Annotated in this window: 23 protein-coding genes; 13 read left to right on the top strand and 10 right to left on the bottom strand. The window is 37.0% G+C overall.

What is annotated here, in order from left to right:
* Nucleotides 1-2 precede the first annotated feature (2 nt).
* On the top strand, nucleotides 3-563 hold the full coding sequence (locus SJY37_RS00465; protein ID WP_298328287.1) for a phosphatase PAP2 family protein: 561 nt from the start codon (nucleotides 3-5) through the stop codon (nucleotides 561-563).
* On the opposite strand, the gene meaB is transcribed toward SJY37_RS00465, so the two are convergent.
* Complete coding sequence (gene meaB, locus SJY37_RS00460; RefSeq protein WP_298328284.1) at nucleotides 560-1606, bottom strand: methylmalonyl Co-A mutase-associated GTPase MeaB; 1047 nt, start codon at nucleotides 1604-1606, stop codon at nucleotides 560-562. The genes SJY37_RS00465 and meaB overlap by 4 nt on opposite strands.
* Before the next feature lie 71 nt (nucleotides 1607-1677).
* Nucleotides 1678-2211, bottom strand: coding sequence for a DUF2383 domain-containing protein (locus SJY37_RS00455; RefSeq protein WP_298328282.1), 534 nt, complete (start codon nucleotides 2209-2211; stop codon nucleotides 1678-1680).
* Between the two features lie 217 nt (nucleotides 2212-2428).
* Here SJY37_RS00455 and SJY37_RS00450 point away from each other — a divergent pair, with 217 nt between their 5' ends.
* The 4 genes from SJY37_RS00450 to SJY37_RS00435 all read left to right on the top strand — a co-directional run bounded on the left by SJY37_RS00450 (nucleotide 2429) and on the right by SJY37_RS00435 (nucleotide 6049).
* Nucleotides 2429-2974, top strand: coding sequence for an RNA polymerase sigma factor (locus SJY37_RS00450; RefSeq protein WP_298328280.1), 546 nt, complete (start codon nucleotides 2429-2431; stop codon nucleotides 2972-2974).
* Complete coding sequence (locus tag SJY37_RS00445; RefSeq protein ID WP_298328277.1) at nucleotides 2958-3563, top strand: hypothetical protein; 606 nt, start codon at nucleotides 2958-2960, stop codon at nucleotides 3561-3563. Before SJY37_RS00450 ends, SJY37_RS00445 begins: the two co-directional genes overlap by 17 nt.
* 2 nt (nucleotides 3564-3565) lie before the next feature.
* A complete protein-coding gene (locus tag SJY37_RS00440; RefSeq protein WP_298328274.1) occupies nucleotides 3566-5278 on the top strand; it encodes a hypothetical protein in 1713 nt (570 codons plus the stop codon).
* 90 nt (nucleotides 5279-5368) lie between these two features.
* Nucleotides 5369-6049: a peptidoglycan DD-metalloendopeptidase family protein gene (locus SJY37_RS00435; protein WP_298328271.1), complete on the top strand. Its 681-nt coding sequence runs from the start codon at nucleotides 5369-5371 to the stop codon at nucleotides 6047-6049.
* Here SJY37_RS00435 and SJY37_RS00430 read toward each other — a convergent pair.
* The 8 genes from SJY37_RS00430 to SJY37_RS00395 form a co-directional block, all read right to left on the bottom strand.
* The gene (locus SJY37_RS00430; RefSeq protein WP_298328268.1) at nucleotides 6024-6842 is read right to left on the bottom strand and encodes a Cof-type HAD-IIB family hydrolase; all 819 of its coding nucleotides are present in this window, start codon (nucleotides 6840-6842) and stop codon (nucleotides 6024-6026) included. The genes SJY37_RS00435 and SJY37_RS00430 overlap by 26 nt on opposite strands.
* A 64-nt stretch (nucleotides 6843-6906) precedes the next feature.
* On the bottom strand, nucleotides 6907-10269 hold the full coding sequence (gene secA, locus SJY37_RS00425) for a preprotein translocase subunit SecA (RefSeq protein ID WP_298328265.1): 3363 nt from the start codon (nucleotides 10267-10269) through the stop codon (nucleotides 6907-6909).
* 96 nt (nucleotides 10270-10365) lie between these two features.
* Nucleotides 10366-10587 carry a DUF2795 domain-containing protein gene (locus SJY37_RS00420; RefSeq protein ID WP_013751528.1) on the bottom strand — a complete coding sequence of 74 codons (222 nt, stop codon included), beginning with the start codon at nucleotides 10585-10587 and terminating at the stop codon, nucleotides 10366-10368.
* A gap of 177 nt (nucleotides 10588-10764) precedes the next feature.
* The gene (locus SJY37_RS00415; protein ID WP_298328251.1) at nucleotides 10765-11340 is read right to left on the bottom strand and encodes a cob(I)yrinic acid a,c-diamide adenosyltransferase; all 576 of its coding nucleotides are present in this window, start codon (nucleotides 11338-11340) and stop codon (nucleotides 10765-10767) included.
* Between the two features lie 427 nt (nucleotides 11341-11767).
* A complete protein-coding gene (locus tag SJY37_RS00410; RefSeq protein WP_298328242.1) occupies nucleotides 11768-12868 on the bottom strand; it encodes a pentapeptide repeat-containing protein in 1101 nt (366 codons plus the stop codon).
* A 95-nt stretch (nucleotides 12869-12963) separates the two neighbouring features.
* Complete coding sequence (locus SJY37_RS00405; protein ID WP_108876699.1) at nucleotides 12964-13650, bottom strand: ABC transporter ATP-binding protein; 687 nt, start codon at nucleotides 13648-13650, stop codon at nucleotides 12964-12966.
* A gap of 162 nt (nucleotides 13651-13812) precedes the next feature.
* Nucleotides 13813-14592 (bottom strand): O-methyltransferase, encoded by a 780-nt coding sequence (locus SJY37_RS00400; protein WP_298328239.1) that lies wholly within the window; start codon nucleotides 14590-14592, stop codon nucleotides 13813-13815.
* Between the two features lie 61 nt (nucleotides 14593-14653).
* The gene (locus SJY37_RS00395) at nucleotides 14654-16573 is read right to left on the bottom strand and encodes an ABC-F family ATP-binding cassette domain-containing protein (protein WP_298328236.1); all 1920 of its coding nucleotides are present in this window, start codon (nucleotides 16571-16573) and stop codon (nucleotides 14654-14656) included.
* A gap of 272 nt (nucleotides 16574-16845) precedes the next feature.
* Between SJY37_RS00395 and SJY37_RS00390 the strand changes: the two genes are divergently transcribed.
* From SJY37_RS00390 to SJY37_RS00355, 8 genes are read left to right on the top strand one after another with little or no spacing between them, the layout of a single operon-like run.
* Nucleotides 16846-17631, top strand: coding sequence for a polysaccharide biosynthesis/export family protein (locus SJY37_RS00390; RefSeq protein WP_013751534.1), 786 nt, complete (start codon nucleotides 16846-16848; stop codon nucleotides 17629-17631).
* A 3-nt stretch (nucleotides 17632-17634) separates the two neighbouring features.
* On the top strand, nucleotides 17635-20097 hold the full coding sequence (locus SJY37_RS00385) for a tyrosine-protein kinase (RefSeq protein WP_298328233.1): 2463 nt from the start codon (nucleotides 17635-17637) through the stop codon (nucleotides 20095-20097).
* 9 nt (nucleotides 20098-20106) lie between these two features.
* Nucleotides 20107-20979 carry an ABC transporter permease gene (locus SJY37_RS00380; protein ID WP_298328230.1) on the top strand — a complete coding sequence of 291 codons (873 nt, stop codon included), beginning with the start codon at nucleotides 20107-20109 and terminating at the stop codon, nucleotides 20977-20979.
* Nucleotides 20979-21806, top strand: a complete 828-nt coding sequence (locus SJY37_RS00375; RefSeq protein ID WP_379952671.1) for a polysaccharide pyruvyl transferase family protein — start codon at nucleotides 20979-20981, stop codon at nucleotides 21804-21806. The genes SJY37_RS00380 and SJY37_RS00375 overlap by 1 nt, the downstream gene beginning before the upstream one ends.
* Nucleotides 21803-23077, top strand: coding sequence for an ABC transporter ATP-binding protein (locus tag SJY37_RS00370; protein ID WP_379952670.1), 1275 nt, complete (start codon nucleotides 21803-21805; stop codon nucleotides 23075-23077). The genes SJY37_RS00375 and SJY37_RS00370 overlap by 4 nt, the downstream gene beginning before the upstream one ends.
* Nucleotides 23067-23789, top strand: coding sequence for a hypothetical protein (locus SJY37_RS00365; RefSeq protein ID WP_379952669.1), 723 nt, complete (start codon nucleotides 23067-23069; stop codon nucleotides 23787-23789). The genes SJY37_RS00370 and SJY37_RS00365 overlap by 11 nt, the downstream gene beginning before the upstream one ends.
* A complete protein-coding gene (locus tag SJY37_RS00360; RefSeq protein WP_379952668.1) occupies nucleotides 23789-24748 on the top strand; it encodes a glycosyltransferase family 2 protein in 960 nt (319 codons plus the stop codon). The genes SJY37_RS00365 and SJY37_RS00360 overlap by 1 nt, the downstream gene beginning before the upstream one ends.
* Nucleotides 24749-24793: 45 nt before the next feature.
* The gene (locus SJY37_RS00355; RefSeq protein ID WP_379952667.1) at nucleotides 24794-25822 is read left to right on the top strand and encodes a hypothetical protein; all 1029 of its coding nucleotides are present in this window, start codon (nucleotides 24794-24796) and stop codon (nucleotides 25820-25822) included.
* The last annotated feature ends 53 nt before the right edge of the window (nucleotides 25823-25875 follow it).

Below are 25875 nucleotides of genomic sequence, written 5' to 3'. Positions count from 1 at the left end.
CGGTGGACCAACTTATCCAATATGATCAAGAGTTTTTCCTTTTCCTCAACGGATTAGGATCACCTGCGTGGGATCAATTCTGGCTTATTGTTACAAATAAGCTCAGCTCGATTCCTTTATATGCATTGCTACTCTTCTTTATTTATAAAAAGTTTGGTGTAAAAGGAACCTTGATAACAGTGGTTGCAGTTGCGTTACTCATTACGTGTGTAGACCAATTAGCAAATGCTTTTAAGCATGGTTTTGAAAGACCACGTCCTTGTAGAGTAGAAGACTTTAAAGGAATTATAAGATATGTAGCAGAGCGTTGTGGGCGTTATGGTTATTACTCTGCGCACGCAGGTAATAGTATGGCGGTTGCTGTATTTGCAGGACTTGCCTTAAGATCTACACATAAAAATTTAATCTTTATACTGCTGTTTTGGTCTGCGATGGTGGGTTATAGCCGTATTTATGTAGGAGTTCATTATCCAGGTGATGTATTTACAGGTTGGGTAATAGGAGCAATAATAGGCTTTGCAATATATAGACTACAGCAGTGGGCTGTAGCAAAGTGGGCTTAAGAATCGGCGGTTGCGATTAGTGATTTTGCAGCTTTAAAAGGTGATACCTCACCGCGAGCAACTTTTTCAAGTATCTCGGGAAGCGTTGACTTCACGTCCTTATTATTATAAAATGTATCCTTAAGAGTATTCTCTATAGTTTGTAATAGCCAGAATTTGTTCTGCTCTGCTCTTTTCTTAGCAAAATATCCAAAGGCCTTTGTATGATTACAGTAATCTGAAACTAAGTCCCAAGAATCTGAAATTCCAGAATGTTCTAAGGCACTACAAGTAATAACCTTTGGTGACCAGTTACTAGGCTTAGGTGGAAAAAGGTGCAATGCTTTTGCAAAAGCTGATCTAGCAAGACGTGCTGCCTTTTCATTACCACCATCTGCTTTATTGATTACAATGGTATCTGCCATTTCTATAATTCCGCGTTTGATTCCTTGTAATTCGTCTCCTGCTCCTGCTAGCTTTAGTAATAGAAAGAAATCAACCATAGAGTGTACTACCGTCTCACTCTGTCCTACACCTACAGTTTCAATAATAATAGTATCAAAGCCTGCAGCCTCGCATAATATGATTGCCTCTCGCGTTTTACGAGCTACGCCACCTAGAGAATCTCCAGAAGCACTAGGACGTATAAAGGCATTTGGGTTTTGAGATAATTCATACATTCTTGTCTTATCTCCTAAGATACTGCCATGTGAAACAGAGCTCGTAGGGTCTACCGCAAGTACGGCTACTTTTTTCCCTTGGTCTGTAAGATAGTTTCCTAAGCTTTCTATAAACGTACTTTTACCTACACCAGGAACACCTGTGATTCCTAATCTAACAGACTTATTGGCATGAGGTAAGCACAATTCTATAAGTTGTTGCGCCTTTACTTGATGCTCTTGAACCGAGCTTTCTATTAACGTGATTCCTTGTGATAATGCAGTAATATTACCAGTAATTAATCGCTGGGCCAGTTGTGATACATCAATAGCGCCTTGCTTTTTACTTTTTTTGTAAAATGCAGGATTAATACTCTTGTTTATGGGTGTGTTTTTGTCGCTCACAATGGTGATACCAAATTACTACTTTCTACAAACATCTACATCAAAAAAAAACCACCATTTGGTGGTTTGTATTATTTAGAGGCGTTCATTCTTTTAATGTCTATAACCCCTGATTTTTTCTTCTTTAGCATCTTCTCCTTAGCCTTTTGCTTCTTTTTTTTCATTTTCTTTTTAAGCTTCAAGAGGTCAATGTGTGATTGCTTCATCTGGAATTCCATAGGCACAAGTACTTCTAGAATATTCACTGGAAGCCATCCATCATCTATAATATCTTTAAGTAAGTTAAGTACAACTTCATCTTGTACCATACATTCTCCTATGAGATATTTAGGCTTACTATTTTCAAGAGCCGCTTTAACTTCAATCCAATCACGGTTAGAATTTCCCTTTACGATGTCTAATCTACTAGGTTCTATGCCTTCTTGTGACATACGCTCTACTATTTTATGACAAAAGCGATTTCTATTCACACTTTCATGACTCAGAAAGCGCTTATATTCTGTAATCTGGATATCTTCGGCGGCGTTAAAGTAGCGTCGCTCTGCCCAAAAGCATTCATCTAGTAGATCATTTAATTTTTCGTACGATAAGTCAAGGTGCTTCATAGGGCTAATTATTGATGTCAAATATAATTCAGTATTAAACGTAGGTTTACTAACTTACTGTTAATACCTCTATATTTAAGAATAGTTTATTCAAAAATCATAGAGTATCTTAATTTTCTGTTAATGTCGTATTTTTTTAGCTCATTTGCAACATTGAGAAAATAGCGTCGTCTTTAGACAGAATAGCAATCACAACCATCAAAACCAACCAACCATTTTGCTAGTTACTGAAATCATAGAAAAATGTAAAACTAATGATCGCAAGGCACAGCTGCAGCTGTACAATAAGTATTGTGATGGTATGTACCACGTCGCCTTTAGGTTCTTAAAAAATTCATTTGAAGCAGAGGAAGCGATGCATGAGGGTTTTATAAACGCCTTTGCAAAGTTGCACCAGTTTACTGGAGAAGTCACCTTTGGAGCCTGGCTTAAGCGTATCGTGATTAATAAAAGTCTCGATATGATCAAGGCAAAAAAAGCAGTGATTATCCCTCTTAATGAAGAAGTAATGGGCAAAGTTGATGATGATGACGGTTGGGATGTAGGAGACGACGTTACTATAGAACATGTAAAAAACGTTATCAGCGAACTTCCTGAGAACTATAAATTTCCTCTTATGCTATTCTTAATAGAGGGTTATGATCATCAGGAAATATCAGAAATATTACAGATTACAGAAGTGGCTTCAAGAACGCTGGTGCACCGCGGGAAGAAAAAACTTCAAGAACAATTAAAGACGCTTAATTATGGCACAGGATATTAGAGAGCTCATGAAGAATGATAGCGACAGTAAGCAATCACTGCGCGAGGGACATACACGTCGCTTTGAGAATTTACTTGAAGAACGCTTGCCTATTCAGGAGCAAAAAACTTCGGCTAAAGGAGGTATCTATTTATGGATGAAAATTGCAGCAGTACTTATTGTAGCTGGTGGAATTGTATTTATGGTGTATAATAACGCTTTCGCGAAAGCGGGAGATCAACAACTAGTAGAGGTAGAGACAATTGAAAAACAAAGTGCAGAACCAGAAGTATTACTAAGCGCCATCTCACCTGAATTTAAACGAGTGGAGGATTATTACCTCGCAAGTGTGAATCTTGAGATTGCGAGATTAGAAATTACAGATGATAACAAAGAACTTATAGATGCTTTTATGAAGCAACTGTCTGATCTAGATGAAGAGTATAAGAGCCTCAATCGTGAGATTACCGAAAGTGGAGTAAGTGATGAAATGGTAAGTGCGATGATTGAGAATCTCAAATTACGAGTAGAGCTTATGATAAAGCTCAAGTCAAAATTGAAAGAAATGAAAAACGCTGCTCAACAAGAAGCAGCCATTCAAACCGTATAAAAATGAAACAGTCAAACATATTTTGGACCTTCCTAGCACTGCTTTTTGTAGCTTCTGGAAGTGTATTTGCACAGAGCAAAAAAGAAAAATTAAACGAGCGCTTCTCAGTTAATAAGGATGTGTCTATCATAGTAGACACACGCTATGCAGATGTGGTTTTTGAAACATGGAATAAAAATGAAGTATCTGTTGAGGCTTATGTAGAAGGTAAAGATGCTAGCGATGCTTTAAGATCATGGGATTTAAATGTGTCGGGTAATAGTAATAATGTGCGAATCACCAGTAAAGGTGGTTATAGCGATGCAAAGGTGTATGATAGAAATGATATAGGTAACCTCAATCTCGATCTTGATTTAGACCTTGGAGAAATTATAGGTCAATCGCTTAGCCTGGTTGAGCCAGTAATGAATGGTCTTGTGGGGCCTCTATTAGAAGGAATATCTGGACAGCGATTACCAGATGAGTTTTATGAGGAAATGGGAAAGATGAAGTTTGATCATGAAGCATACAAGAAAGAAGGAAGGGCTTATCTAGATAGATGGGAGAAGCAAATGGATAAAAGCTATGGACCAGAGTTTGAAGAGAAAATGGAGAAATGGGAGAAGGAATTTGAGCGCAACTCTGAGGATTGGAGTGAACGCCTTATAGATCGCTCTGGGATACCTAGATGGCCTTTTAAAAGCGGAGGTAATATGACCTTTGATAGTGATGAGTATGAGAAGGACAAACAAGCATATGTAAACAAGCTAAACCGAAAGTACAACACAAGGGTAAGTGTGCGTGAGGTTGATAAATGGCTGGATGATGTAGAGGCTTGGGGAGAAGATTTTGGAAAAAAGATGGAAGACTGGGGAGAAAACTTTGGTGAATCTATGGAAGCATGGGGAGAATCTTTTGGAGAGAACTTTGGTAAGTCTATGGAGAAGTGGGGAGAATCTTTTGGGAAAGACATGGAAAAGTGGGGTGAAAATTTTGGAAAGAAAATGGAGCGCTGGGCAGAAAATCACGAAGGAGAGTGGGAAGAAAAACATACTAAGGACGAAAGGGGGAACAAGAGTAGCCACTTTAGCCTTAATTGGGACTCTGAAAGTAATGGATCTAAAAAGCCAAATAAAAATGTAAAACGTATAATAATCATCAAAATGCCTAAAAAGGCTGAGCTGGACTTAAATGTACGTTATGGTAAAGTGAGAATGGTAGATGCTTATAATGCAAAAGCTACAATCTCACATGGAAGTCTTGTAGCAACAAATATCGATGGAGGGCAAACCTCCTTCGATGTTTCTTACAGCCCAGTGGCTGTTGCAAACTGGAATGAAGGAACTCTTAATGTAAATCACGTAAAAGAATGTAATATCTCAACTGCAAATAATATTGAGGTAACTTCAAACTCTAGTAATGTAAATATAAATCGTATTAATGGAGCTGGGATGATATCTGGCTCTTTTGGGAAGCTATCTATACCACAGGTGAGTGATAACTTTGGGTCACTTACTATCTTTCTAGAGAATAGTGATCTTACGTTAAGATTACCACAATCTGCATTTAACTTTAATTATAGCGGAGATCATAACGACTTCTTTATTCCAAAACAACTGGAAACAAAGTCTATGAAAAACGGATCTACAGAGATGGTAAATGGTTTTCATAAATCACGCAGTAGTGCAAATACTATCACTATCAATGCAAAGTATAGTGACGTAGTACTACAGTAAATAAAGGTAACATAATAAAATATTTTGCAGCTATGGCTGCTTTTTGTGTTCACACTAGATTAAGTACTTTTATAGTGTAATTGACCCTCTATGAATAACAATGTTTTAAGTTCGCTCACACAGCAATTCACACCCATCATAAATCCTATCTTTAAAAAGGAGGATTACTTTCCATTAGATTTGTCTACAGCTAATAAGGATTTAGATATTGATATGCTCACACGTCCGTATGAGCATCATGTGTTTTTACAATCGTATCTCGCAAAGAATGATGCTAAAGTTGCTTATGGTGGCTACTTAGAACAGCGTCCATTATATGATCGATCCGATTATTTTCAAGCTACAGACCCAAAAGACAAACGCAATATCCACCTAGGAATAGACTTGTGGTGTGATGAAGGTACAGAAGTATTAAGTCCTCTAGAGGGTGAGATACATAGTTTTAAACGCAACGAGAACTTTGGTGACTATGGTCCTACCATAATCTTAAAGCATAAGATAGGGGAGCACACTTTGCACACCTTGTATGGCCATCTGAGTCTTGCTTCTCTTGAAGGTAAGGAAGTAGGCCAAAAGGTAGGAGCGGGTGAGGTTATAGCAACCTTAGGAAATCCTGATGTGAATGGTGATTATGCCCCACACCTACATTTTCAAATTGTAATGGACATGGAAGGCAAGGAGGGAGATTATGCTGGCGTAGGGAGTCAGAACACCTTAGATTTCTACAAGAAAAACTGCCCAGACCCTAATCTGCTATTAAAAATTTATTAATCGCTAGTGCAACGGCGTTCTCTTTATTTGTAAAAGGACTCACGTAATCTGCTAGTGACTTTAAGGTGTCTGTAGCATTTGCTACCGCAACACCTAGACCTACATTTTTTATGAGTTCGTCGTCATTATGATTATCGCCAAAAGCCATTACTTCGCTCATCTCATAGTTATATTCGGCTACTAGAAGTTTTCTCAAAGCGGTTGCCTTGTCTACGTTTTTTGGAGTGATCTCTATATACGTATCCTTAGAGCGGTAAAAGTGTACGGTATCTCCGTAATCTGGCGTTAGAAGTTTTATAATTTCATCAAGCTGCGCTGGATCTCCCATGCACATGAGCTTGTGGATTCCAAGATGCTCTTTGTTTAAAAAATCAAGACTTTCTAAGGCTGTTTGATATACTGGAGTCGCTCGTGTGTTGTTTATTTCGCGTAAGCTCCACTCATCTTCCTTATCTGTAAACCAGTGTTCATGACTATAAATACTTAGGTTGTAGGTATGTTTAGCGTGATGACTTACTAAATTTTCAAGTAGCGAAGTAGGGAAGGTATTACTTTCTATAACCGCGTTATCCTTGCCTATGATAAGCCCGCCATTAAAAGCTATAAGAGGCTCACCTAGGTTGCCCAGACCTTCTTGTAAGTACCGCATAGCTTGCGGCGGTCTTGAGGATGTTAGAATAAGGGGTAATCCCGCTTTCGCGAAAGCGTAAACAGTCTCATCACTTAGCCAGCGTTCTTTATTTAATAAAGTGCCGTCTATATCTGAACAGAGTATTTTTATAGTGTTTTCCATAATGTAAGAAACTAAAACGGCGAACTTAAAAAGTTCGCCGTTATTATATAATCAAAAGTGGAAATTAGTTTTGTACAATTACCCACTGTCCTTTAGCTAAAAGTGGTTCTGCTTGTTTGAACTTTACCTCCTTAGTCTCACCGTTCATCACATTTTTAATAGTAACGCGATCGTTACGACCTATTTTAGGTTGAGACCTTACGATGGTTTCTGTTACTTGCTGCTGCTGTGGCTGTGTGTTTCCAGCTGCTCTAGCTTCTGTAGAACGCTCATCAAGATTAGGAATTTCTTCCTTTTGCGTCTGCGTTTGCTCACGAGTTTCTCGCACTTGAGAAGCATCACTTACCTGCTGCTGATTACCTTGAGGAATCTCTCCTTTAAATAAGAAAGAAATTACATCCTTGTTTACTTTATCAATCATCGTTTTGAAAAGCTCAAAAGCTTCAAACTTATAAATTAATAGAGGATCTTTTTGCTCGTGTACAGCAAGGCGAACACTCTGCTTAAGTTCATCCATCTTACGAAGGTGATCTTTCCAAGCGTCATCTATTATGGCAAGAGTAATATTCTTTTCAAAATCTGTTACTAGTTGCTTACCATCAGTCTCGTAAGCTTCTTTAAGATTTGTTACTACACGTAGCTCTTTAGTTCCATCAGAAAAAGGAACCACAATACGTTCAAATTTTGCAGCAGGATCTTCATATACTCGCTTAATGATAGGGAATGCAAGGTCTGCATTCTTAGTCATTTTCTCTCTGTAGTGCTCAAAAGAGGCTTTGTAAATGATATCTGTAAGGTCCTTTGCAGATTTACTTGCAAATTCAGTTTCGCTCACTGGGCTCGTCATTGAGAAATAACGAATTAACTCAAATTCAAAGTTCTTAAAATCTGAAGCCTGCTTGTTTGACTCTACAATTACCTCAGAAGTATCATAAATCATGTTTGCGAGATCTACTCGTAAACGCTCTCCGTAAAGTGCATGGCGACGACGCTTGTACACCACTTCACGTTGCATATTCATCACATCATCATACTCGAGAAGATTCTTACGTACACCAAAGTTGTTTTCTTCTACTTTTTTCTGCGCACGCTCAATAGATTTTGAAATCATTCCGTGTTGGATTACTTCACCTTCCTTAAGACCCATTCTATCCATCATCTTAGCAATACGCTCAGACCCGAATAAACGCATCAAGTTATCTTCAAGAGATACATAGAACTGCGAGCTTCCTGGATCTCCTTGACGTCCAGAACGACCACGTAATTGTCTATCTACACGTCGAGAGTCATGACGCTCTGTACCTATAATGGCAAGACCACCGGCCTTTTTCACTTCGTCAGATAATTTAATATCTGTACCACGACCTGCCATGTTTGTAGCAATTGTTACTACGCCTGGATTACCAGCCTCTGCAACAATATCTGCTTCTCTTTTGTGAAGTTTTGCGTTCAGGACGTTGTGAGGAATCTTACGTAGCGTAAGCATTTTCCCTAACAATTCTGAAATCTCTACAGAAGTCGTACCAATTAAAACCGGACGTCCAGCTTTAGAAAGCTCTGTTACTTCATCAATTACTGCATTATACTTCTCGCGTTTAGTTTTATAAACTAAATCATCTTTATCTTTTCTAGCAATAGGGCGGTTAGTAGGAATCTCAACAACATCAAGTTTATAGATTTCCCAAAGTTCGCCAGCCTCTGTTACCGCTGTACCCGTCATACCAGATAGCTTGCGGTACATACGGAAGTAGTTTTGAAGTGTAACCGTTGCAAATGTTTGCGTAGCATCTTCAATTTTTACATTTTCCTTTGCTTCAATCGCTTGGTGTAGTCCATCACTGTAGCGACGCCCGTCCATAATACGACCCGTTTGCTCATCTACAATCATCACCTTATTTTCCATTACTACATACTCCGTGTCTTTTTCAAACAAAGTGTATGCTTTGAGTAATTGGTTCATAGTGTGAATACGCTCAGACTTAATTCCAAAATCTTTAAAGAGCTCTTCTTTCTCTGCAGCCTCTTCTTCTGGAGATAATCCTTTTGCTTCTATTTTCCCTATCTCAAGACCAATTTCTGGCATGGTAAAGAAATCAGGATTTTCTTTTCCAGAAAGTGTTTCAATACCCTTATCAGTAAGTTCAATCTGGTTGTTCTTTTCATCAATCGTGAAGTAAAGTGCCTCGTCAATCTTAGGCATCTCACGATTGTTATCTTGCATATAGAAGTTCTCCGTCTTTTGTAATAACTGACGTATTCCTTCCTCACTTAAATACTTAATAAGTGCTTTGTTTTTAGGTAATCCTCTAAAAACACGTAGTAATTGGATTCCTCCTTCTTTTGTATCTCCTGCAGCAATTAATCTCTTTGCTTCTGGAAGTACTTTTACAAGCTCTTGACGCTGTATGTTTACGATTTTCTCAATCTGTGGCTTTAGCGCATTAAATTCATGCACATCTCCTTTAGGAACAGGTCCAGAAATAATAAGTGGTGTACGTGCATCATCTACAAGTACAGAATCTACCTCATCTACAATAGCATAGTTAGGAGGTCTTTGTACAAGATCTTCCGGTTTATGTGACATGTTATCACGTAGGTAATCAAAACCAAATTCATTGTTAGTACCATATGTAATATCTGCAGCATAAGCGGCACGACGTTCTGGACTGTTAGGTCTGTGATAATCGATACAGTCTATTGTCATCCCGTGGAACTGGAATATAGGAGCCATCCATGCGCTATCACGTTTTGCTAGGTAATCATTTACAGTTACTAAGTGTATACCGTTTCCAGTAAGTGCATTAAGATATACCGGTAAGGTAGCCACAAGTGTTTTACCTTCTCCCGTTTGCATCTCTGCAATTTTTCCTTGGTGCATTGCGATACCACCTATGAGCTGTACGTCATAGTGAATCATATCCCATGTTACTTCTTTACCAGCAGCGTCCCAGCTGTTTGCCCAGATTGCTTTATCACCTTCTAGTGTTACATAATCTTTTGTAGCACTAAGAAGACGGTCATATTCTGATGCGGTAACTTGAAGCGAGGTATTATTTGTAAAGCGTTTTGCAGTTTCTTTTACAACGGCAAATGCTTCTGGAAGTATTTCGGTAAGTGTCTTTTCAGATATTTCGTAAGCTTCATCTTTAAGCTTGTCAATCTCTGTGTAAACATCTTCACGCTCATCAATATCTTCGGTAGCTTCGGCTTTAATTTTTAAAGCTTCGGCAGCGTCTGTATTTTCCTTAAGCGCAGCGGCTAGCGTTCTTTTAAATTCGTTCGTTTTTTCGCGTAAGCTATCTAGAGATAATTTTTCTAAAGCGGCTTCGTGGGCTTTGATTTCGGCTACAATAGGAGTAATTGCTCCTACATCTTGTTTAGACTTATCGCCTACAAAAATCTTTAATACATTATCTAAAAATCCCATAATATGGTGTTGTTTTATGTCAATCTTGAACCCGTAAATTTAATCAAAAAAAAAGCCTCATAGAGAGACTTTTTAGTGTTTTAACGGGTATATTTTTTAATATTCGTCTTCATTCCAGAGGTAGTCCTCGTCTGAGGGATAGTCTGGCCAGATCTCTTCGATAGAATCATAAGAGTCACCTTCATCCTCGATAGCTTGTAAATTTTCTACAACCTCAAGTGGTGCTCCTGTTCTAATCGCATAATCGATCAACTCATCTTTAGTAGCAGGCCAAGGCGCGTCACTTAGGTAAGAAGCTAGTTCAAGTGTCCAGTACATAGCATTTGTGTTTTTAATTTGTGCAAAAATAATTTTTCTAGGCAGAAATGCAAGTGAATTGGTGATTATTTCAAAATAAATGTAAGAACGTGGCTTTCAGACCTTGTAAAGTGGTGAATTTCGCTTTCGCGAAAATATTCCTTCCTCTTTATATTGATGTTTCTGTAATCTGTACTCTTAATCTAGCTTTGTAGGTATCCATTTAACCTCATCTGCTTGTAAGTCTTTAGACAACTTCCGTGCCAGCACAAATAGGTAGTCAGAAAGACGGTTGAGATATTTAAGGGTATGTGCGTCAAAAGGCTCTAGTTCATAAAGTGCTGTTGCTAAACGTTCTGCGCGTCTGCATACGGTGCGTGCTACGTGACAATATGACACGGTGGTATGCCCTCCAGGTAGTACGAAATGTGTCATTTGAGGTAGTGATGTCTCCATCCAGTCTATTTCCTTTTCTAGTAGCTCAATATCCTCTTCATTGATTTTTGGGATATTAAGTCTATCCTTCCCGTTTTTAAGCACCATTTTTTCTGGATCTGTTGCCAGTACAGCACCTACGGTGAATAGTTTATTTTGGATATGCGTGAGTATTTCTTTGCTACGTGCATCGATTTCTTGATCGCGTACTAGCCCTATAAATGAGTTAAGCTCGTCTACTGTGCCGTAACTGTCTATTCTAATATGATGTTTTGGGACACGGGTTCCGCCAAATAAAGCGGTCGTTCCTGCATCTCCAGTCTTTGTATATACTTTCATTATCTTTTATTGTGAGCCAGTATATGATACTGGTGTTTAAGATTGAGATTTCCTTTTTATGGTGTTCATGATGATGTAACCTATTGCCATAAGTATTCCAAATAGCATTGCTTTATAAATAGGATTCATCAGTGTTCTTGAATTTTGATTTGTATAATTAAGGTCTTGCGAAATCTACTAGTCTAAAATAGAAGCGTTATTTGTTTTCTCTTTCCTTCATTTTCTTACTGAGGCCTTCTCCAAATTTGCGTGTTCTCCTCCCTCGTTGATTTGTAGTATTACGTTTGCTATTTGCAAATACGAGAAGAAATAGAACTGAGACCCCAATAATGCTTACAATTATCTGTGTGGTAGGGGAGAGGTTATTAAAGAAATCCATATTCATGTAGTTTCAGAGTGGTAGTGTTTATGTAGACACTACACACGCTTATTTTTGTTTTAAAGATACGACAAAGTACTGTTTATTGTCCTCATCACTTTCGGGTCCTTGAACTTGATAGGTTGCAATGAGCTCATCTGCACCTAAAACATTTGCGTCTTTTAATTCTTGTAGCCAGTCTTTACTATCTACATGAACATTTACAAGAGAGGCGCCTCTCATATCACTGTTAGCTAATTGTGTTTTTTCTAAGAAAGCACCGTCCAGTACTGCTTTAATAAGTGTAGCATCATTAAGTTGTGCTCCTTTAAGGTCTGCATTTGTAAGAATGGCGTTGTTTAATTGTGATCCCGTAAAATCACTGTTTTTGAGATTTGCTCCTGTGAGATTTGCATTCCATAAATCTGCATAAGATAGATCTGCATCTGGCATATCAATATTGGCAAGTTGCGCTCCAAAGAGATTTGCTCTTTTTAAATACACGTTACTAAAGGACGCAGCAAAAACATTTTGAATACTCTTTTTGTTCATCCCACTATTAATAATAGCTAGTAGAAATTGTCCTTTTTCTGGACTCAGCGGTTTTGTGAGGATTTCGTCTTCTAGAAAGCGATAAGGTCTAAAGCCATAGAGCAATGCTTGAGTACGAGCTATAAGAGGCTTAGATATGGATGTTGAGATTTGTAATTCATCATGCACTTGATCGAGCACATTATCCATTAAAAAAACAAGATTATTCCTTCTGCTAGCCTCTTCTAGATACACCTGTTGCTGTATTCTATCATTCTGAATATCTAATTTTTTGTTCTGCTGGAATAAAATACCTGTTTGTATTAAGATTAAGAATACAGGTATCACAGCAAATAGTAATGTAAATAGACCTATGCGAGTGATACGCTTTACTAAACTAGCAGAGAGTTGGGCAAATGAAGATTTTGATACATTAGGTAGCTCATGATAGACTTGGTCAAAACTTTCCTTTAAGTCAGCGCCAGCCCAGAGGTGAATACCTTTGAGTGTGGTTGTAAAAACTACTTTTTTATTTGATGAAGATTGCTCTTTAAGCTGCGTTTTTAAAAAATCATTTTCTTGACTTAATAACTCATTTTTACTGAGTGCTTGTTTAAGCTCGTCATTCATTAAACTCATAGTTGCAATTTTTCACCAAAATACTATCAAATTCGTAAAGGAGCCCCTATGTTGAGAATAAATATGATTAATAATTCACTCACGAAATAAGCAAATTATTTATTTCTAGTGTCACTCTCAATGACTCCATCACGCAATCTAATCACGCGGTGTGCATGCTCTGCAATATCTTCCTCGTGTGTAACAAGAATAACGGTATTACCTGCGGCATGTATTGCATCAAAAAGCGCCATGATCTCGACACCAGTTTTTGAGTCCAGGTTTCCTGTAGGCTCATCTGCAAGGATGATGGATGGTTTATTAACCAGTGCACGACCTACTGCAACACGCTGTCGTTGTCCTCCAGATAGTTGGTTAGGTTTGTGATCCATACGATCTGCAAGACCAACGTCTGTGAGTACTTCCTCTGCACGAGCATTACGCGCAGACTTTGACATTCCGGCATAAACCATTGGTAATGCTACGTTGTCAAGAGCGGTGGTTCTAGGAAGTAAATTAAAGGTTTGAAAGACAAAACCTATTTCTGTGTTACGTACTTCGGCTAACTCATCATCTGTCATCTGGCTCACGTCACGTCCATTAAGAACATATGATCCAGCGGTAGGTGTATCAAGACAGCCTAAAAGATTCATAAGCGTAGACTTACCAGAGCCAGAAGGTCCCATAAAAGCTACATACTCACCCTTATCAATATCAAGGTCTATACCCTTGAGTACGTGAACAATCTCTGTCCCTAGTGGGAAGTCACGAATGATATTTCTAATTTTAATAAGGTTGCCCATAGAGTGTTTGGTTTGCTATTAGAAGAGGTAAACGTCTAAATGTTACACAATTTATGTAAAAATTTATCTAGGGCGCAACAACCATAAGGTTTTTAGAAAAGCGAAGAGAGATGTTTGAACGCTGTGCGTGTAAAAACAGGTCAAGATTATTTTGTTGTGTAATTATAATCTAATATAAAAATCTTCTTTAGCCTGTTGTGGTCTAAAGAATGCCATCCCAAAATGAAAAGCGTCTATGGTCGCAGATATTTCTGGCATTTTCTTAATGGTATTCCAAGCTTCTGTCATTTCTGGTGACCAGTGAATGTCATCAAACATCCAGACAGTATCGTCTGTTGTTGTGCTTAGGAGTGATGACACATAATCTAGCGTGGCTTGCTTAGAGTGGTTTCCATCAAAATAAATAAATTCAAACTTTTTGTGATTGTGTTTTACAATCTCATCATTAAAATCTCCTACACAAAGCGTTACGTTAGTCACATTTGCTGCATCTAGCTCCTTCCTTGCTATGGCAGCAGTATTGGGGCAACCTTCTATAGTAGTGACATGTGCCGTGTTCTGAATCGCTAGTGCTGCAGTAGCAACACCAAGCGAAGTGCCTAGTTCTAATACTTCTTTAGGCTGAAAGTATGCCATAAGGCGCTGTAATAACAATACCCTTTTATGCGTAGCACCGGCGTACCTAGCAATATCTTTTACTTCTCGTTGCGCAGATTTAAATACTCTAGAACCCGCGCCATAGTCCATCACCTCAATACTAGTCTCGTTATCTAGTAATGCTTTTTTATAAGTATTTATTTTTTGTGAAATAGCAGGATCCGACTTTCCTCTCAATACTTCCTTCTCTAGTTTAAAAATAAACGGAGAGTGTATCCCATGAAGGTGGAAGGTCTTAGGAAACCATTTTAGGTAAGCGAGTATGGAGTGTTTGTACTGGTTCACTTTATAGAATGTGAGCTATTGTATGGTATTAGTTATAATAAAGATTGTCGTTTATAATTGGTTATCCTTCCATTTTTGACGATAATTCAAACCATCGTTCCTCTTTTAAGGCAATCGCATCTATGATTTTTTGCAATTTCAGACTTTCTTCGGTGATTTGATCTTGAGTAAGATCAGGATTTAAAAAGAGTTTTTGCTTGTCTTCTTTCTCACGTTCTAGTTTTGCAATCTCACGCTCTAACTTTGCGTGCTCTTTCTGCTCGTTAAAGCTTATCGTTCCTGTATGCTGTTCCTCTTTCCAAGACTTAGTTTCGGTGGCAACGGCACTCATAGATTCATTAAACTTCAGTTTGTTGTCTAGCTGTGCTTGTTCTTTTTCTGCTTTCGCGAAAGCGTTACTTATCCCACCCTCGTAAGCTCTAAAATCTGAGTAATTACCTGGAAAATCTTCTACCACGGCATCTCCTTTAAAAACAAAAAGGTGATCTACAATCTTATCCATAAAGTAACGGTCGTGAGAAACTACGACAAGACACCCAGGAAAGTCAAGTAAAAATTGCTCAAGTACGTTGAGTGTTACAACGTCTAGATCATTTGTAGGCTCATCGAGAATCAAGAAGTTAGGATTCTGGATAAAAATGGTACATAAGTAAAGGCGCTTGCGCTCTCCACCACTTAATCGCTCTACAAAATCATATTGCTTCTTGCGGTCAAATAAGAAACGCTCTAATAGCTGCCCAGCAGAAATTGTTCTTCCCTTTTTAAGAGGAATGTGATCTCCGTATTCTTTTATAACATCAATTACTTTTTGACCTTCTTTGATGTTAATTCCCTTCTGCGTATAGTAACCAAATTTTACAGTTTCTCCTACAATCACTTTTCCAGAATCTGGAGCTAGCTCGCCAGTAATCATATTAAGGAAGGTGGTTTTACCAGTTCCATTTTTACCTATGATCCCTACACGCTCCCCAGTTTTAAATACATACTCAAATTGATCAAGTAATTTAAGATCTCCAAAAGATTTGCTGATTTTATGAAACTCGAGAATCTTACTCCCCATACGCTCCATATTAATCTCTAGTTGTACAGTGTGATCATTGCGACGCTCATGTGCGCGAGATTTAATTTCTGCAAAGTCATCTATACGAGACTTTGATTTTGTGGTACGAGCCTTAGGTTGGCGACGCATCCACTCTAATTCTTTTTTATAAAGTTGCTTTGCTTTTCCAGTCTCTGTCTCCCATGCTGCTACACGAGCATCTTTATTCTCTAGGTAATAGGCATAATTTCCTTTGTAGCTGTAAAGCACGCCACCTTCAAGCTCTACAATCTCATTACATACATTTTCTAGAAAGTAACGGTCGTGTGTCACCATGAATAAGGTGATATTCTCTGAGCGGAAATATTCTTCTAGCCACTCTATCATTTCAAGGTCAAGGTGGTTAGTAGGTTCATCTAGTATGGCTAGATCTGGCTTGGTAAGCATCATTTGAGCTAGCGCAAGACGCTTTTTTTGCCCACCACTGAGGAGTTCAACTTTACGATCCATATCGTCAAGTTTTAACTTGAAAAGGATCTGTTTGTATTGTGTCTCAAAATCCCATGCTTGTGCAGCTTCCATGGCATCAAATGCTTTTTGGTACGCATCTGCATCCTCCATATTGAGAAGCGCCTTCTCGTAGTTTGCAATGGTTTTAAGAATAGGGTTATCGTGAGCAAATATGGTTTCCTCTACCGTAAGATTAGGATCCAGATCTGGTTCCTGAGGTAGAAACGAAATTACAATTCCCTTCCTGCTCACTACTTGGCCACTATCTGGAGCTTCTAGTCCTGCTATGATGTTGAGGAGAGAGGTTTTACCTGTTCCATTTTTGGCAACAAAGCCTATTTTTTGATCTTTATTAATACCGAACGCGATGTCTTTAAAAAGATGGTGTTCGCCAAAAGATTTTGATACGTTTTCTACAGAGAGGTAATTCATCAGGAAATAGTGTAGATGCAATACGTTGCACCATTTACGATTAGTTGGTCACATGAGTGCTCAACCAGTTTTTTAGTATTATGGGTATGCGTTTACGCTTTCGCGAAAGCAAAAATAACGCTTACAAATAGAAATAACTTGATTTTAAGTCGTTGCGTAGCATTGTTTTTAATTAATTTCTGATAATTTTAAGCTAATAACTGAGCATCCATCTGTGAACGTTTTATTTTTATCGATGAAACGCTATATTTGTGATGCCTAACTTTACATAAATGAGATACCCAATTATACTGCTTTTACTCGTAATTATCGCGAGTACAGCTTCTTGTGTGCCCCTTAAAGACATTACCTATTTGCGCGAGACAGAGCGCGCTACAGACAGTATTGTATCTCTACAGCAACAGCAACCACCATACCGAGTGCAAATAGGCGATATATTGAGTATTCGCCTGAAAGCATTGGATCAACAATTGGTTGACTTTTTTAATCCTTCCAGCAATGGAGGCGTATCCCTTGACGAAGGTTTTTATTATGACGGTTTTGCCATAGACACTCATGGAAATATACGTGTTCCAGAGCTAGGTGAAATTAACGTGCTAGGCAGGACAACCGACGAAATAAGAGAAATTATAGAAAAAAGACTTCTAGCCGATTATATAAAAGACGAGGCCGATTTATTTGTTACTGTAAAACTACCAGGAATACGATATACGCTAGTAGGAGAGATAGGAGCCTCTGGAACTCAAAATGTGCTTGCAGAGAAAGTCTCTATACTAGAAGCAATTGCAAATGCTGGAGGTGTGCCACTTACGGGTGACCTTACAGATGTACTTATTATAAGACAATATCCAGGAGGGCAACGTGTACACCATGTGGATCTTACAACCATAGATGTGATGCAGTCACCTTACTACTACATACAACCTAATGATATTATAACGGTAAATCCGCTACCTCAAAAAGCTATAGGTATTGGTACAACCGGGCTGCAAGCATTTACTACCATATTAGGATTAGTAACAACGCTAGCCTCTGTAATATTACTAGCAACCCGATAAGTGATGGAAGAAGAATTTGACGTACAAAGCTCCGGAGGTTTTTTTGATTTTAAGGGATTCCTGTTTAGGCTCTTAAGCTTTTGGTGGTTATTTGTAATATCATTGCTTATTGCCTTCTCTATAGCGCATTATATTAACGTGCGTAAAGTGCCTATTTATAGAGAGACAAGTATGATCTCTATAAAAGACGATCAAAATCAAATGTTTGGAGGGAATACAAGTTTGGTTTTTAACTGGGGTGGCACTACAGATAAGGTACAAACTAGTATTATCATGCTTAAATCTAGAACACATGCAGAGCGTGTTGTTCAATACTTACAGTACTACATTAATTACCAAAAACAAGGCAAATATGCCATTGAGGATGTGTATGGATACACTCCTTTTCAATTAAAACTTAATGACTCATTTCCGCAGTTATATGGAAAGAGAATTACTGTAGTAGATCAAGGAGATGGTAGCATGAGGCTTACGATACCCTTTAGTGGAGGGAATGCTTCATTATTTAATTATAACACGCTTAAACCATCAACGGTACCTGCACCATCTACAGATTTTGATCAGGTTTTTAAGTTAGGTGACACTATAGACACTCCATTTTTGAAAGGGCAATTACTAGCCACAGATGTTTATCCTACCGCAGGTCAGGAGTACTTTGTGAGTATGGGTAATTTTAATGGAACCGCAGGAAGATATCGTGGGATGGGAGTTACCCAAACTCCGCGAGGAAGTTCTACTTTAGAGTTAAGCCTTGTAGGGACTAATAAAAAACGACTCATAGATTACCTTAATGCAAGTATTGAGGTGCGTACGGAAGAGCAATTGCGCCAGAAGAATCTATTTGCTACAAAAACTATAAAGTATATCGATAGTAGTCTTAAGTCAAGTAATGTTGATTTAGATAAGGCATTGAATGATCTTAATTCGTTCCAAAATAAAAATAGTGCTATTACACTATCTGGAGGAGCGGAGCAAATAAGTGAAGAACTACAGACGATAGATAACGAAAAAGATGACTTAGCAAGACAACTTGTTTATTACAAGCAGTTAGAAGAATATTTAAGAACACGCACAGATTATACAAACGTGCCTGCACCTTCTGTCTCTCTTATTAATGAAGGAAGTATAACATCAGGGGTGTCAAGTATTATCCAGCTTGCATTACAACGTAGTAATCTTGCATATACAGCAAAGGAAGGTAACCCAGCTTTTAGAGATCTTGATAGACGTATAGATGCAGAGAAAGCAGTCCTGTTTGAAAATATAAGATCCAGTAAATCTCAGATTAATTCGCAAATTTCAAACTTAAATAGAGAAATAGGTCAAGCCGAAAGGAAGCTTAGGCAATTTCCAAAAGAAGAACAAGAACTTGCAGAAATACAACGTCGTTTTACCATAAGTCAGGAAGCATATAATTTATACACCACAAAACGCAGTGAGGCAGAGATAATAAAAGCCTCAAACGTTTCAGACATCTTATTTATAGACAAAGCAAAAGACGTAGGTAGAGGACCTATAGGTCCGAATACACAACTCAATAAGGTGATGGCAGCCACCTTTGGAATTGTGGTTCCTTTAGCCTTGGTATTGATTATCTTCTTTTTAGATACAAAAATAGGTACTCCTGAAGATGTTAAGAAGCGCTCTTCCATTCCTGTACTTGGAGTGATAGGTAAAAGTAAGCGTACCTCAGGACTCGTAGTGCGTGATCACCCTCGATCTGCAATGGCAGAGGCTTTTAGAGGCTTGCGTTCTGGCCTGCAGTTTATGTACAAGAAGAAGGGAGTTACGGGTGCAAAGACGGTATTAGTAACATCAAGTGTGAGTGGGGAAGGAAAAACATTTACCTCTATGAATCTTGCTTCCGTTTTCGCTTTGAGCGAAAAGAAAACAGTGCTAGTGGGACTTGATTTACGTAAGCCGAAGATATTTGACGATTTTGAATTAGAGAATGATAAGGGAGTAGTTAATTATTTGATAGGGGATGCAACGCTAGACGAAGTAAAACAACCTTCAGGTATTGATCATCTAGATGTTATCCTTTCTGGACCTATACCACCTAACCCGTCGGAACTTATTATAAGTGACGCAATGCATGAATTTATTAATAAGCTTAAGGAAGAGTATGACTATATTGTTTTTGATACACCTCCATTAGGCCTTGTCTCTGATGCATTTGAGTTAATGCCTTATGTGGATGCGTCTTTATATATGGTGCGTCAAGGGTATACTAGAAAAGATATGCTTGGCCTGGTTACAGATAAGTATGAAAAAGGAGAAATAAAACATGTAAGTTTTGTACTCAACTATTTCCAACAGAAGCGTAAGTATGGTTATGGCTACGGTTATGGCGCAGGCTACGGTTATGGATACGGCTATGGTACTTATAATAACGGGTACCATGAGGAGGAAAGAAAAGGAGGCTTGTTAGGTAAGTTAGGTAGACTGATAAGAGGTCGTAAGTAGAGAGGGTTTATGGTTGATAAAATGAAAGATGACGAAGACTGGCTTTACGAAATCAAACCTAAGGGGAAGCTCATAGATCTAAATCTCAAAGAGATTTGGCGGTATAGGGATTTGCTAGTTCTTTTTGTAAAGCGTGATATTGTAACTGTTTATAAACAAACTGTTCTTGGACCTTTATGGTATCTCATACAACCATTATTTACTAGTGTGGTTTTTACGCTTGTTTTCAACACATTTGCTAATATAGATACTGGGGCTGTTCCTCCATTTTTATTTAATCTTGCTGGAGTTACCTTGTGGAATTATTTTAAAGAATGTCTTAGTACAAGTAGTACTACTTTTACAGCAAACGCAGGACTATTTGGTAAGGTGTACTTCCCAAGGTTTATTGTTCCGGCTTCTAAGGTTATTTCAGGGCTATTTAAATACATTATACAGCTATTTATATTTTTCATTTTCTACTTGTATTTCGTATTGGCAAAAGACGCCTCTATTGCTCCCTCTGTTTATATATGGTTGTTGCCTATTTGTGTTCTAAACATGGCACTGTTAGGCTTAGGAGTGGGAATGATTTTGAGTTCTCTCACCACAAAATATAGGGACTTAACTATATTAGTTTCTTTTGGAATCAATTTGTTGATGTATTTGAGTGCAGTAATGTATCCGATAGCAGAAGCCAAAAAGAAGAGCTCTGAGTACGCATGGCTCATTGAAGCAAACCCACTCGCACAAACTATTGAGTTGTATAGGAATCTTTTGTTAGGTAGTGAATACTTAAATTTCAATGGACTTATTATAAGTAGTGTTGTCGCAGTAGTATCTCTTTTAATGGGATTAATTGTGTTTAATAAAACAGAAAAAACCTTTATCGATACTGTCTAATGAGAAATTCGATACGACTATATTGGTGGAGTGAGATACATATCCAAAAGAAGAAAAAAGAGAACTATGGAGATCTCTTAGGAAAATACCTTGTAAAAAAGATTTCAAGAAAATCTGTTAAGTGGGTACGCGCAAATAAATTTCATCTTAAAAATTTATGGGAACCTTTATATGTAACCATTGGGAGTGTTTTAGAGCATATAGGTCCTCGTTGTACTGTTTGGGGTAGTGGTATAAACCATAGAGATTCTGTGATTTCTAACGCCACTTTTCTAGCAGTGAGAGGCCCGCTTTCGCGAAAGCGATTACTTAGTATGGGCTATGCATGTCCAGAAGTGTATGGTGATCCAGCGCTATTATTGCCACTTTTCTTTGAGAATACATTTGCTAAAAAAACAAAAATTGGAGTGATACCTCACATCAATGATTATGTAGCTGTAGCACAAATGTTTGCTAATATTCCAGAGGTGAAGGTTATAGATTTTAGAACAAATGACATAGAGTCTACAACTAAAGAAATTCTCTCTTGTGAGCGTATTATAGCATCATCGTTACACGGTGTAATTGTAGCTCACGCTTATCAAATACCTACAGTTCAAGTAATTTTTTCAGATAAAATTTTTGGTGATGGTGTAAAATACCATGATTATTTTATATCTGTAGGTTTAGATCCCTACATAGCATTGACAGTACATACACCAGAAGATGTAAATCATTGGGTTTCCTTCGTTGAAAATCATAAAAATGCACTTCCAGATATAGGAGTTATAGAAAGTTTACAAAAGACACTTCTTGAGGTATGTCCTTTTAAAGCATTAAATCAATGAACGATATAATATTAAAGGCACAAAATATATCAAAACAATATCGTCTAGGTGTTGTAGGGACTGGAACTTTGGGCCATGACATTAATCGGTTTTGGGCAAAGTTAAGGGGGAAAGATGACCCGTACTTACAGATAGGAGCTGTAAATGATCGAAGTGCTAGCGCTAGTTCTGATTATGTGTGGGCATTAAAGGATATTAATTTTGAAGTTAAGAGAGGAGAAATTCTCGGCATTATTGGAAAAAATGGCGCAGGAAAATCAACGTTACTAAAGTTATTATCAAGAGTAACAAGCCCAACTACAGGTAGCATAAAGACTAAAGGTAGAATTGCGAGCTTACTAGAAGTAGGTACTGGGATGCACCCAGAATTAACGGGACGAGAAAATATCTTTTTAAACGGGGCTATTTTGGGAATGACCAAAATTGAAATTACGGCTAAGATTGATGAGATTGTGGACTTTTCAGGCTGTCAGATGTACATTGATACTCCTGTAAAGCGTTATTCAAGTGGTATGCGTGTGCGATTAGGGTTTGCGGTAGCGGCATTCTTAGAGCCAGATATTCTTGTTGTAGATGAGGTGCTTGCAGTAGGAGATGCTGAGTTCCAGAAAAAGGCTATTGGTAAGATGCAGGATATATCAAATACGAATGGCCGTACAGTGCTTTTTGTGAGTCATAATATGGCAGCTATTCAAAGTCTATGTACTAGAGCAATACTTATGGAAAATGGAAAGGTAATATATAATGGAGAGGTGCCAAATACTATAGAGAGATATTTGAAAGTGTCTGAAATAACGGAGAATTCTTTGGAAAAATCAATCAGTAATAAAGAACGGACTGGAAGTATGGATATTTCTATAGAGAAAGTTGTTCTGAATTGTGATGATGATATAGTAAGAACCGGTAAACCTTTAGAACTTTCTTTTCATCTTAATAATCCAAGAGAATTCCTAGCTCGAGATTTGCAACTTGACTTTCGAATTGATAACCAAATGGGGCAGAGACTTCTTTGGTTTAGTAATACAGTTGAAGATGTTAATTCTGATAATATTGCGAAAAAAATTAATTTTAAATTTGATAAGCTGCCTCTTAACCAGGGTACATTTATTATAACAACCCATTTAAGCCATAAAAATAAAGTTTCAGATTGGTCAATTAATGCTTTTAGCCTAGTTGTTGCTGAAGGATTTTTCTACGAAAAATTTGAAAATGTACCACTGAATCAAAGTCAAGTTTTAATTGATTTTAAACTATCTTATAATGATAAATAGATTTAAAGGATTATTTAAGAAGCTTAAGGAAAATCAGAGAGCTATTTTAAAAAATCAAAACCAACAGACTGCCCTTTTTGAGTTAAAAAGTATGTTCTCATGTGGTAATTTTATTCCAATGACTGGCTGGTCAATGTCACCTAGAGCGATAGTTCATTGCCTAAATATTATCGTACTAACAGATAGAAAAAATATACTTGAATTAGGAGGAGGGGCTACAACGTTATATATAGCACAATTATTAAAAATCACTAATTCTAATGGTAAGTTAACTTGTATTGAGTCAGATCCTGAGTGGTTTGAAAAGCTAAAAATACAACTTGAAACATATGGATTAACTGATTATGTAAATTTAATATTGGCTCCTTTAACGAAAGTATCAAGCAGATTTAAGTTTAGAAATCAAGATTTGTGGTATGATACTACAATATTGGAGGACAAAACTAAAGATTATACTGCAATTGATTTTGTCATTGTAGACGGCCCTTACGGAGGCGCATCTTCTTTTTCTCGCTATAGCGCCTATCCATTTTTTAAAGCAAAATCAACCTCTGATATTTTTTGGTTATTAGATGATACCGGTAGAAATGATGAAGATTTTATAGTTAAAGAATGGCAGAAGCTATCAAATTTACAAGTGTCAACATTTGATAGATATAGTTTACTCTACTCTAGTAATAACTACGACTTAGCGCCTTATAAAAATCAATAATGTATTCAGACTTAATTTCAATAATCATTCCTACTTATAACAGAGGTAATATTGTATCTAAGACACTACAAAGTGTTATGTCGCAAACATATCAAAATTGGGAATGTCTTGTTGTAGATGATGGTAGTACAGATAATACAGAAGATGTTGTGAACAAATTCGTAGAGTCAGACAAAAGATTTAGCTTCTTTCGTAGGCCATTATCAAAACCTAAGGGGGCTAATGCTTGTAGAAATTTTGGTTTCTCTAAATCCAAAGGGTCCTACATAAATTTTTTAGACAGTGATGATATTTTTCTTCCGCAAAAACTACAATTACAAGTTAAAGCTCTACAGGTTTCTGATTATCCATTTTCAATTTGTCAGACTAATATTTGGAATGAACAAATTCAAGAGGATCAGGGACTACGATCTTTAGCAATTATATCTCCAACACCTTTAGATGATTATATCCAGTTTCGTATTTTCTGGAGTATTCAAGCACCATTATGGAAAAGAGACGTGATTGAAAATTATAGGTTTGATGAGTCATTACAACAATCACAAGAGTATGATTATCATATACGCATACTTGCAAAATATAACGAATATCATGCTACAGATGAAGTTCTTACTACAATTATAAGCCATTTTGATAATATGTCTATAAGTAGGACTGATAGAATGGATAAATTTAAATCTAATCTTAACGTACGTTACTCGACATTAAAAAAACTAAATCACCAACTCTTGCCCGAAACTAAATCCTACTTATTTTCGTATTTTCTATCTTTCTTTAAAATAATGGTTTTAAAGAGAGACTTTGAAAAAGCTTTTGTTTGTCTTCAGAGAATTAGAATGGCAATACATTATGTAGATGATTATAATGGGCAGAAATTTAAGTATATCGTGAGATGGAGTCTCGCCATACCAGCTTTCTTATTGTTCAGGAGAGGGGATGTTTTCCTTAAAACTCTTTAGGAAATAACTTTTAAGTAAAATCTATATTTTAATATTGCAGTAAGTATGAATATGACATTAGCGCCTCTTATTTTTTGTCATTATGGGGATAGTGATTATTTGCTCTTTGTTCTAAAACAGGCAAGAATTTCTAATCCTAAAACAAGAGTTGTTTTGTTGGGTGATGAGAGCAATGAGGGAATAGCTATTGAAGCTGGTGTTGAACATAGGTTATTTGAAAGCTACGGCAACACTCCGGAAATAAAGATTTTTAATGAAGTCTACCAGCATGTCGCAGGTAAAAATCATGGTAGAAAGCACTGGACAAATTTCGTTTTCAAACGTTGGTTTTATATTTATTCATTTTTGAAAGAACAAGGTGTTAATGAGTTCTGGCATTTTGATTCAGATAATATGATTTTAGATGACTTGAATACACATAACTATAAATTTAATTCTTATGAATGTACTGAGCAATGTGAAAGCTTTTGCATGAATGGATATGTTTCTGGAATTAATGTTGTCAAGGGGTATTTAAATACAGTAAATTTATTGTTTCAGGATCAAAAATATATAACAGAGCAAAAAGAAAATTTAATAGATCATCCCACATTTGCCTTTACAGAAATGAGAGCTTACACGGCTTATAGAGATCAAGAATCTATCAAAAGTATACGGCTAAATACTATTATTGATGGAGAAACATTTGACGATTGTATCTGTTTTAAAGACGGATTTACTCAATATTCATGTCCCATTAATTATCGACGTTTAAAAAAGATTTATTTTAATGATGAAGGTATAATTTATTTCAAACGAGTCGATAGTGGTCAATACATAAAAGTGATAACGTTAAATTTAAGTTGGGTGCCAATTGAAATTTTCAAGAGCATAACGAATATATCTAGTGGTAAATGGAACAATTCTATAAAATACGTAACAAATAGAGATGGTCTTTATGAATTAGATTTATCAAATATATCCCAAAGAAATAGCCATATTGTAAATTTATTAAAATCTATTTTACCGGAACAAGTAAGAAATAAACTGAGAAAATATCAGAAAGTTGTAAAGCAAACATTTAAAAGTGCTTAATACACTATAACTTTAGATTAAGGATTTCTGAATTTTATAAATTAATAATATTT

The organism is Dokdonia sp. R78006, assembly GCF_042466145.1.
Taxonomy (GTDB): domain Bacteria; phylum Bacteroidota; class Bacteroidia; order Flavobacteriales; family Flavobacteriaceae; genus Dokdonia.
This window is presented reverse-complemented; position numbering and strand designations above follow the sequence as displayed.

Coding starts and splice junctions, on each gene's coding strand:
- SJY37_RS00455 (WP_298328282.1), bottom strand. CDS start 2,211: ATGAAGCACCTTGACTTATCGTACGAAAAATTAAATGATCTACTAGAT.
- SJY37_RS00445 (WP_298328277.1), top strand. CDS start 2,958: ATGGCACAGGATATTAGAGAGCTCATGAAGAATGATAGCGACAGTAAG.
- SJY37_RS00440 (WP_298328274.1), top strand. CDS start 3,566: ATGAAACAGTCAAACATATTTTGGACCTTCCTAGCACTGCTTTTTGTA.
- SJY37_RS00435 (WP_298328271.1), top strand. CDS start 5,369: ATGAATAACAATGTTTTAAGTTCGCTCACACAGCAATTCACACCCATC.
- SJY37_RS00430 (WP_298328268.1), bottom strand. CDS start 6,842: ATGGAAAACACTATAAAAATACTCTGTTCAGATATAGACGGCACTTTA.
- secA (WP_298328265.1), bottom strand. CDS start 10,269: ATGGGATTTTTAGATAATGTATTAAAGATTTTTGTAGGCGATAAGTCT.
- SJY37_RS00420 (WP_013751528.1), bottom strand. CDS start 10,587: ATGTACTGGACACTTGAACTAGCTTCTTACCTAAGTGACGCGCCTTGG.
- SJY37_RS00415 (WP_298328251.1), bottom strand. CDS start 11,340: ATGAAAGTATATACAAAGACTGGAGATGCAGGAACGACCGCTTTATTT.
- SJY37_RS00410 (WP_298328242.1), bottom strand. CDS start 12,868: ATGAGTTTAATGAATGACGAGCTTAAACAAGCACTCAGTAAAAATGAG.
- SJY37_RS00405 (WP_108876699.1), bottom strand. CDS start 13,650: ATGGGCAACCTTATTAAAATTAGAAATATCATTCGTGACTTCCCACTA.
- SJY37_RS00395 (WP_298328236.1), bottom strand. CDS start 16,573: ATGAATTACCTCTCTGTAGAAAACGTATCAAAATCTTTTGGCGAACAC.
- SJY37_RS00390 (WP_013751534.1), top strand. CDS start 16,846: ATGAGATACCCAATTATACTGCTTTTACTCGTAATTATCGCGAGTACA.
- SJY37_RS00385 (WP_298328233.1), top strand. CDS start 17,635: ATGGAAGAAGAATTTGACGTACAAAGCTCCGGAGGTTTTTTTGATTTT.
- SJY37_RS00380 (WP_298328230.1), top strand. CDS start 20,107: ATGGTTGATAAAATGAAAGATGACGAAGACTGGCTTTACGAAATCAAA.
- SJY37_RS00375 (WP_379952671.1), top strand. CDS start 20,979: ATGAGAAATTCGATACGACTATATTGGTGGAGTGAGATACATATCCAA.
- SJY37_RS00370 (WP_379952670.1), top strand. CDS start 21,803: ATGAACGATATAATATTAAAGGCACAAAATATATCAAAACAATATCGT.
- SJY37_RS00365 (WP_379952669.1), top strand. CDS start 23,067: ATGATAAATAGATTTAAAGGATTATTTAAGAAGCTTAAGGAAAATCAG.
- SJY37_RS00360 (WP_379952668.1), top strand. CDS start 23,789: ATGTATTCAGACTTAATTTCAATAATCATTCCTACTTATAACAGAGGT.
- SJY37_RS00355 (WP_379952667.1), top strand. CDS start 24,794: ATGAATATGACATTAGCGCCTCTTATTTTTTGTCATTATGGGGATAGT.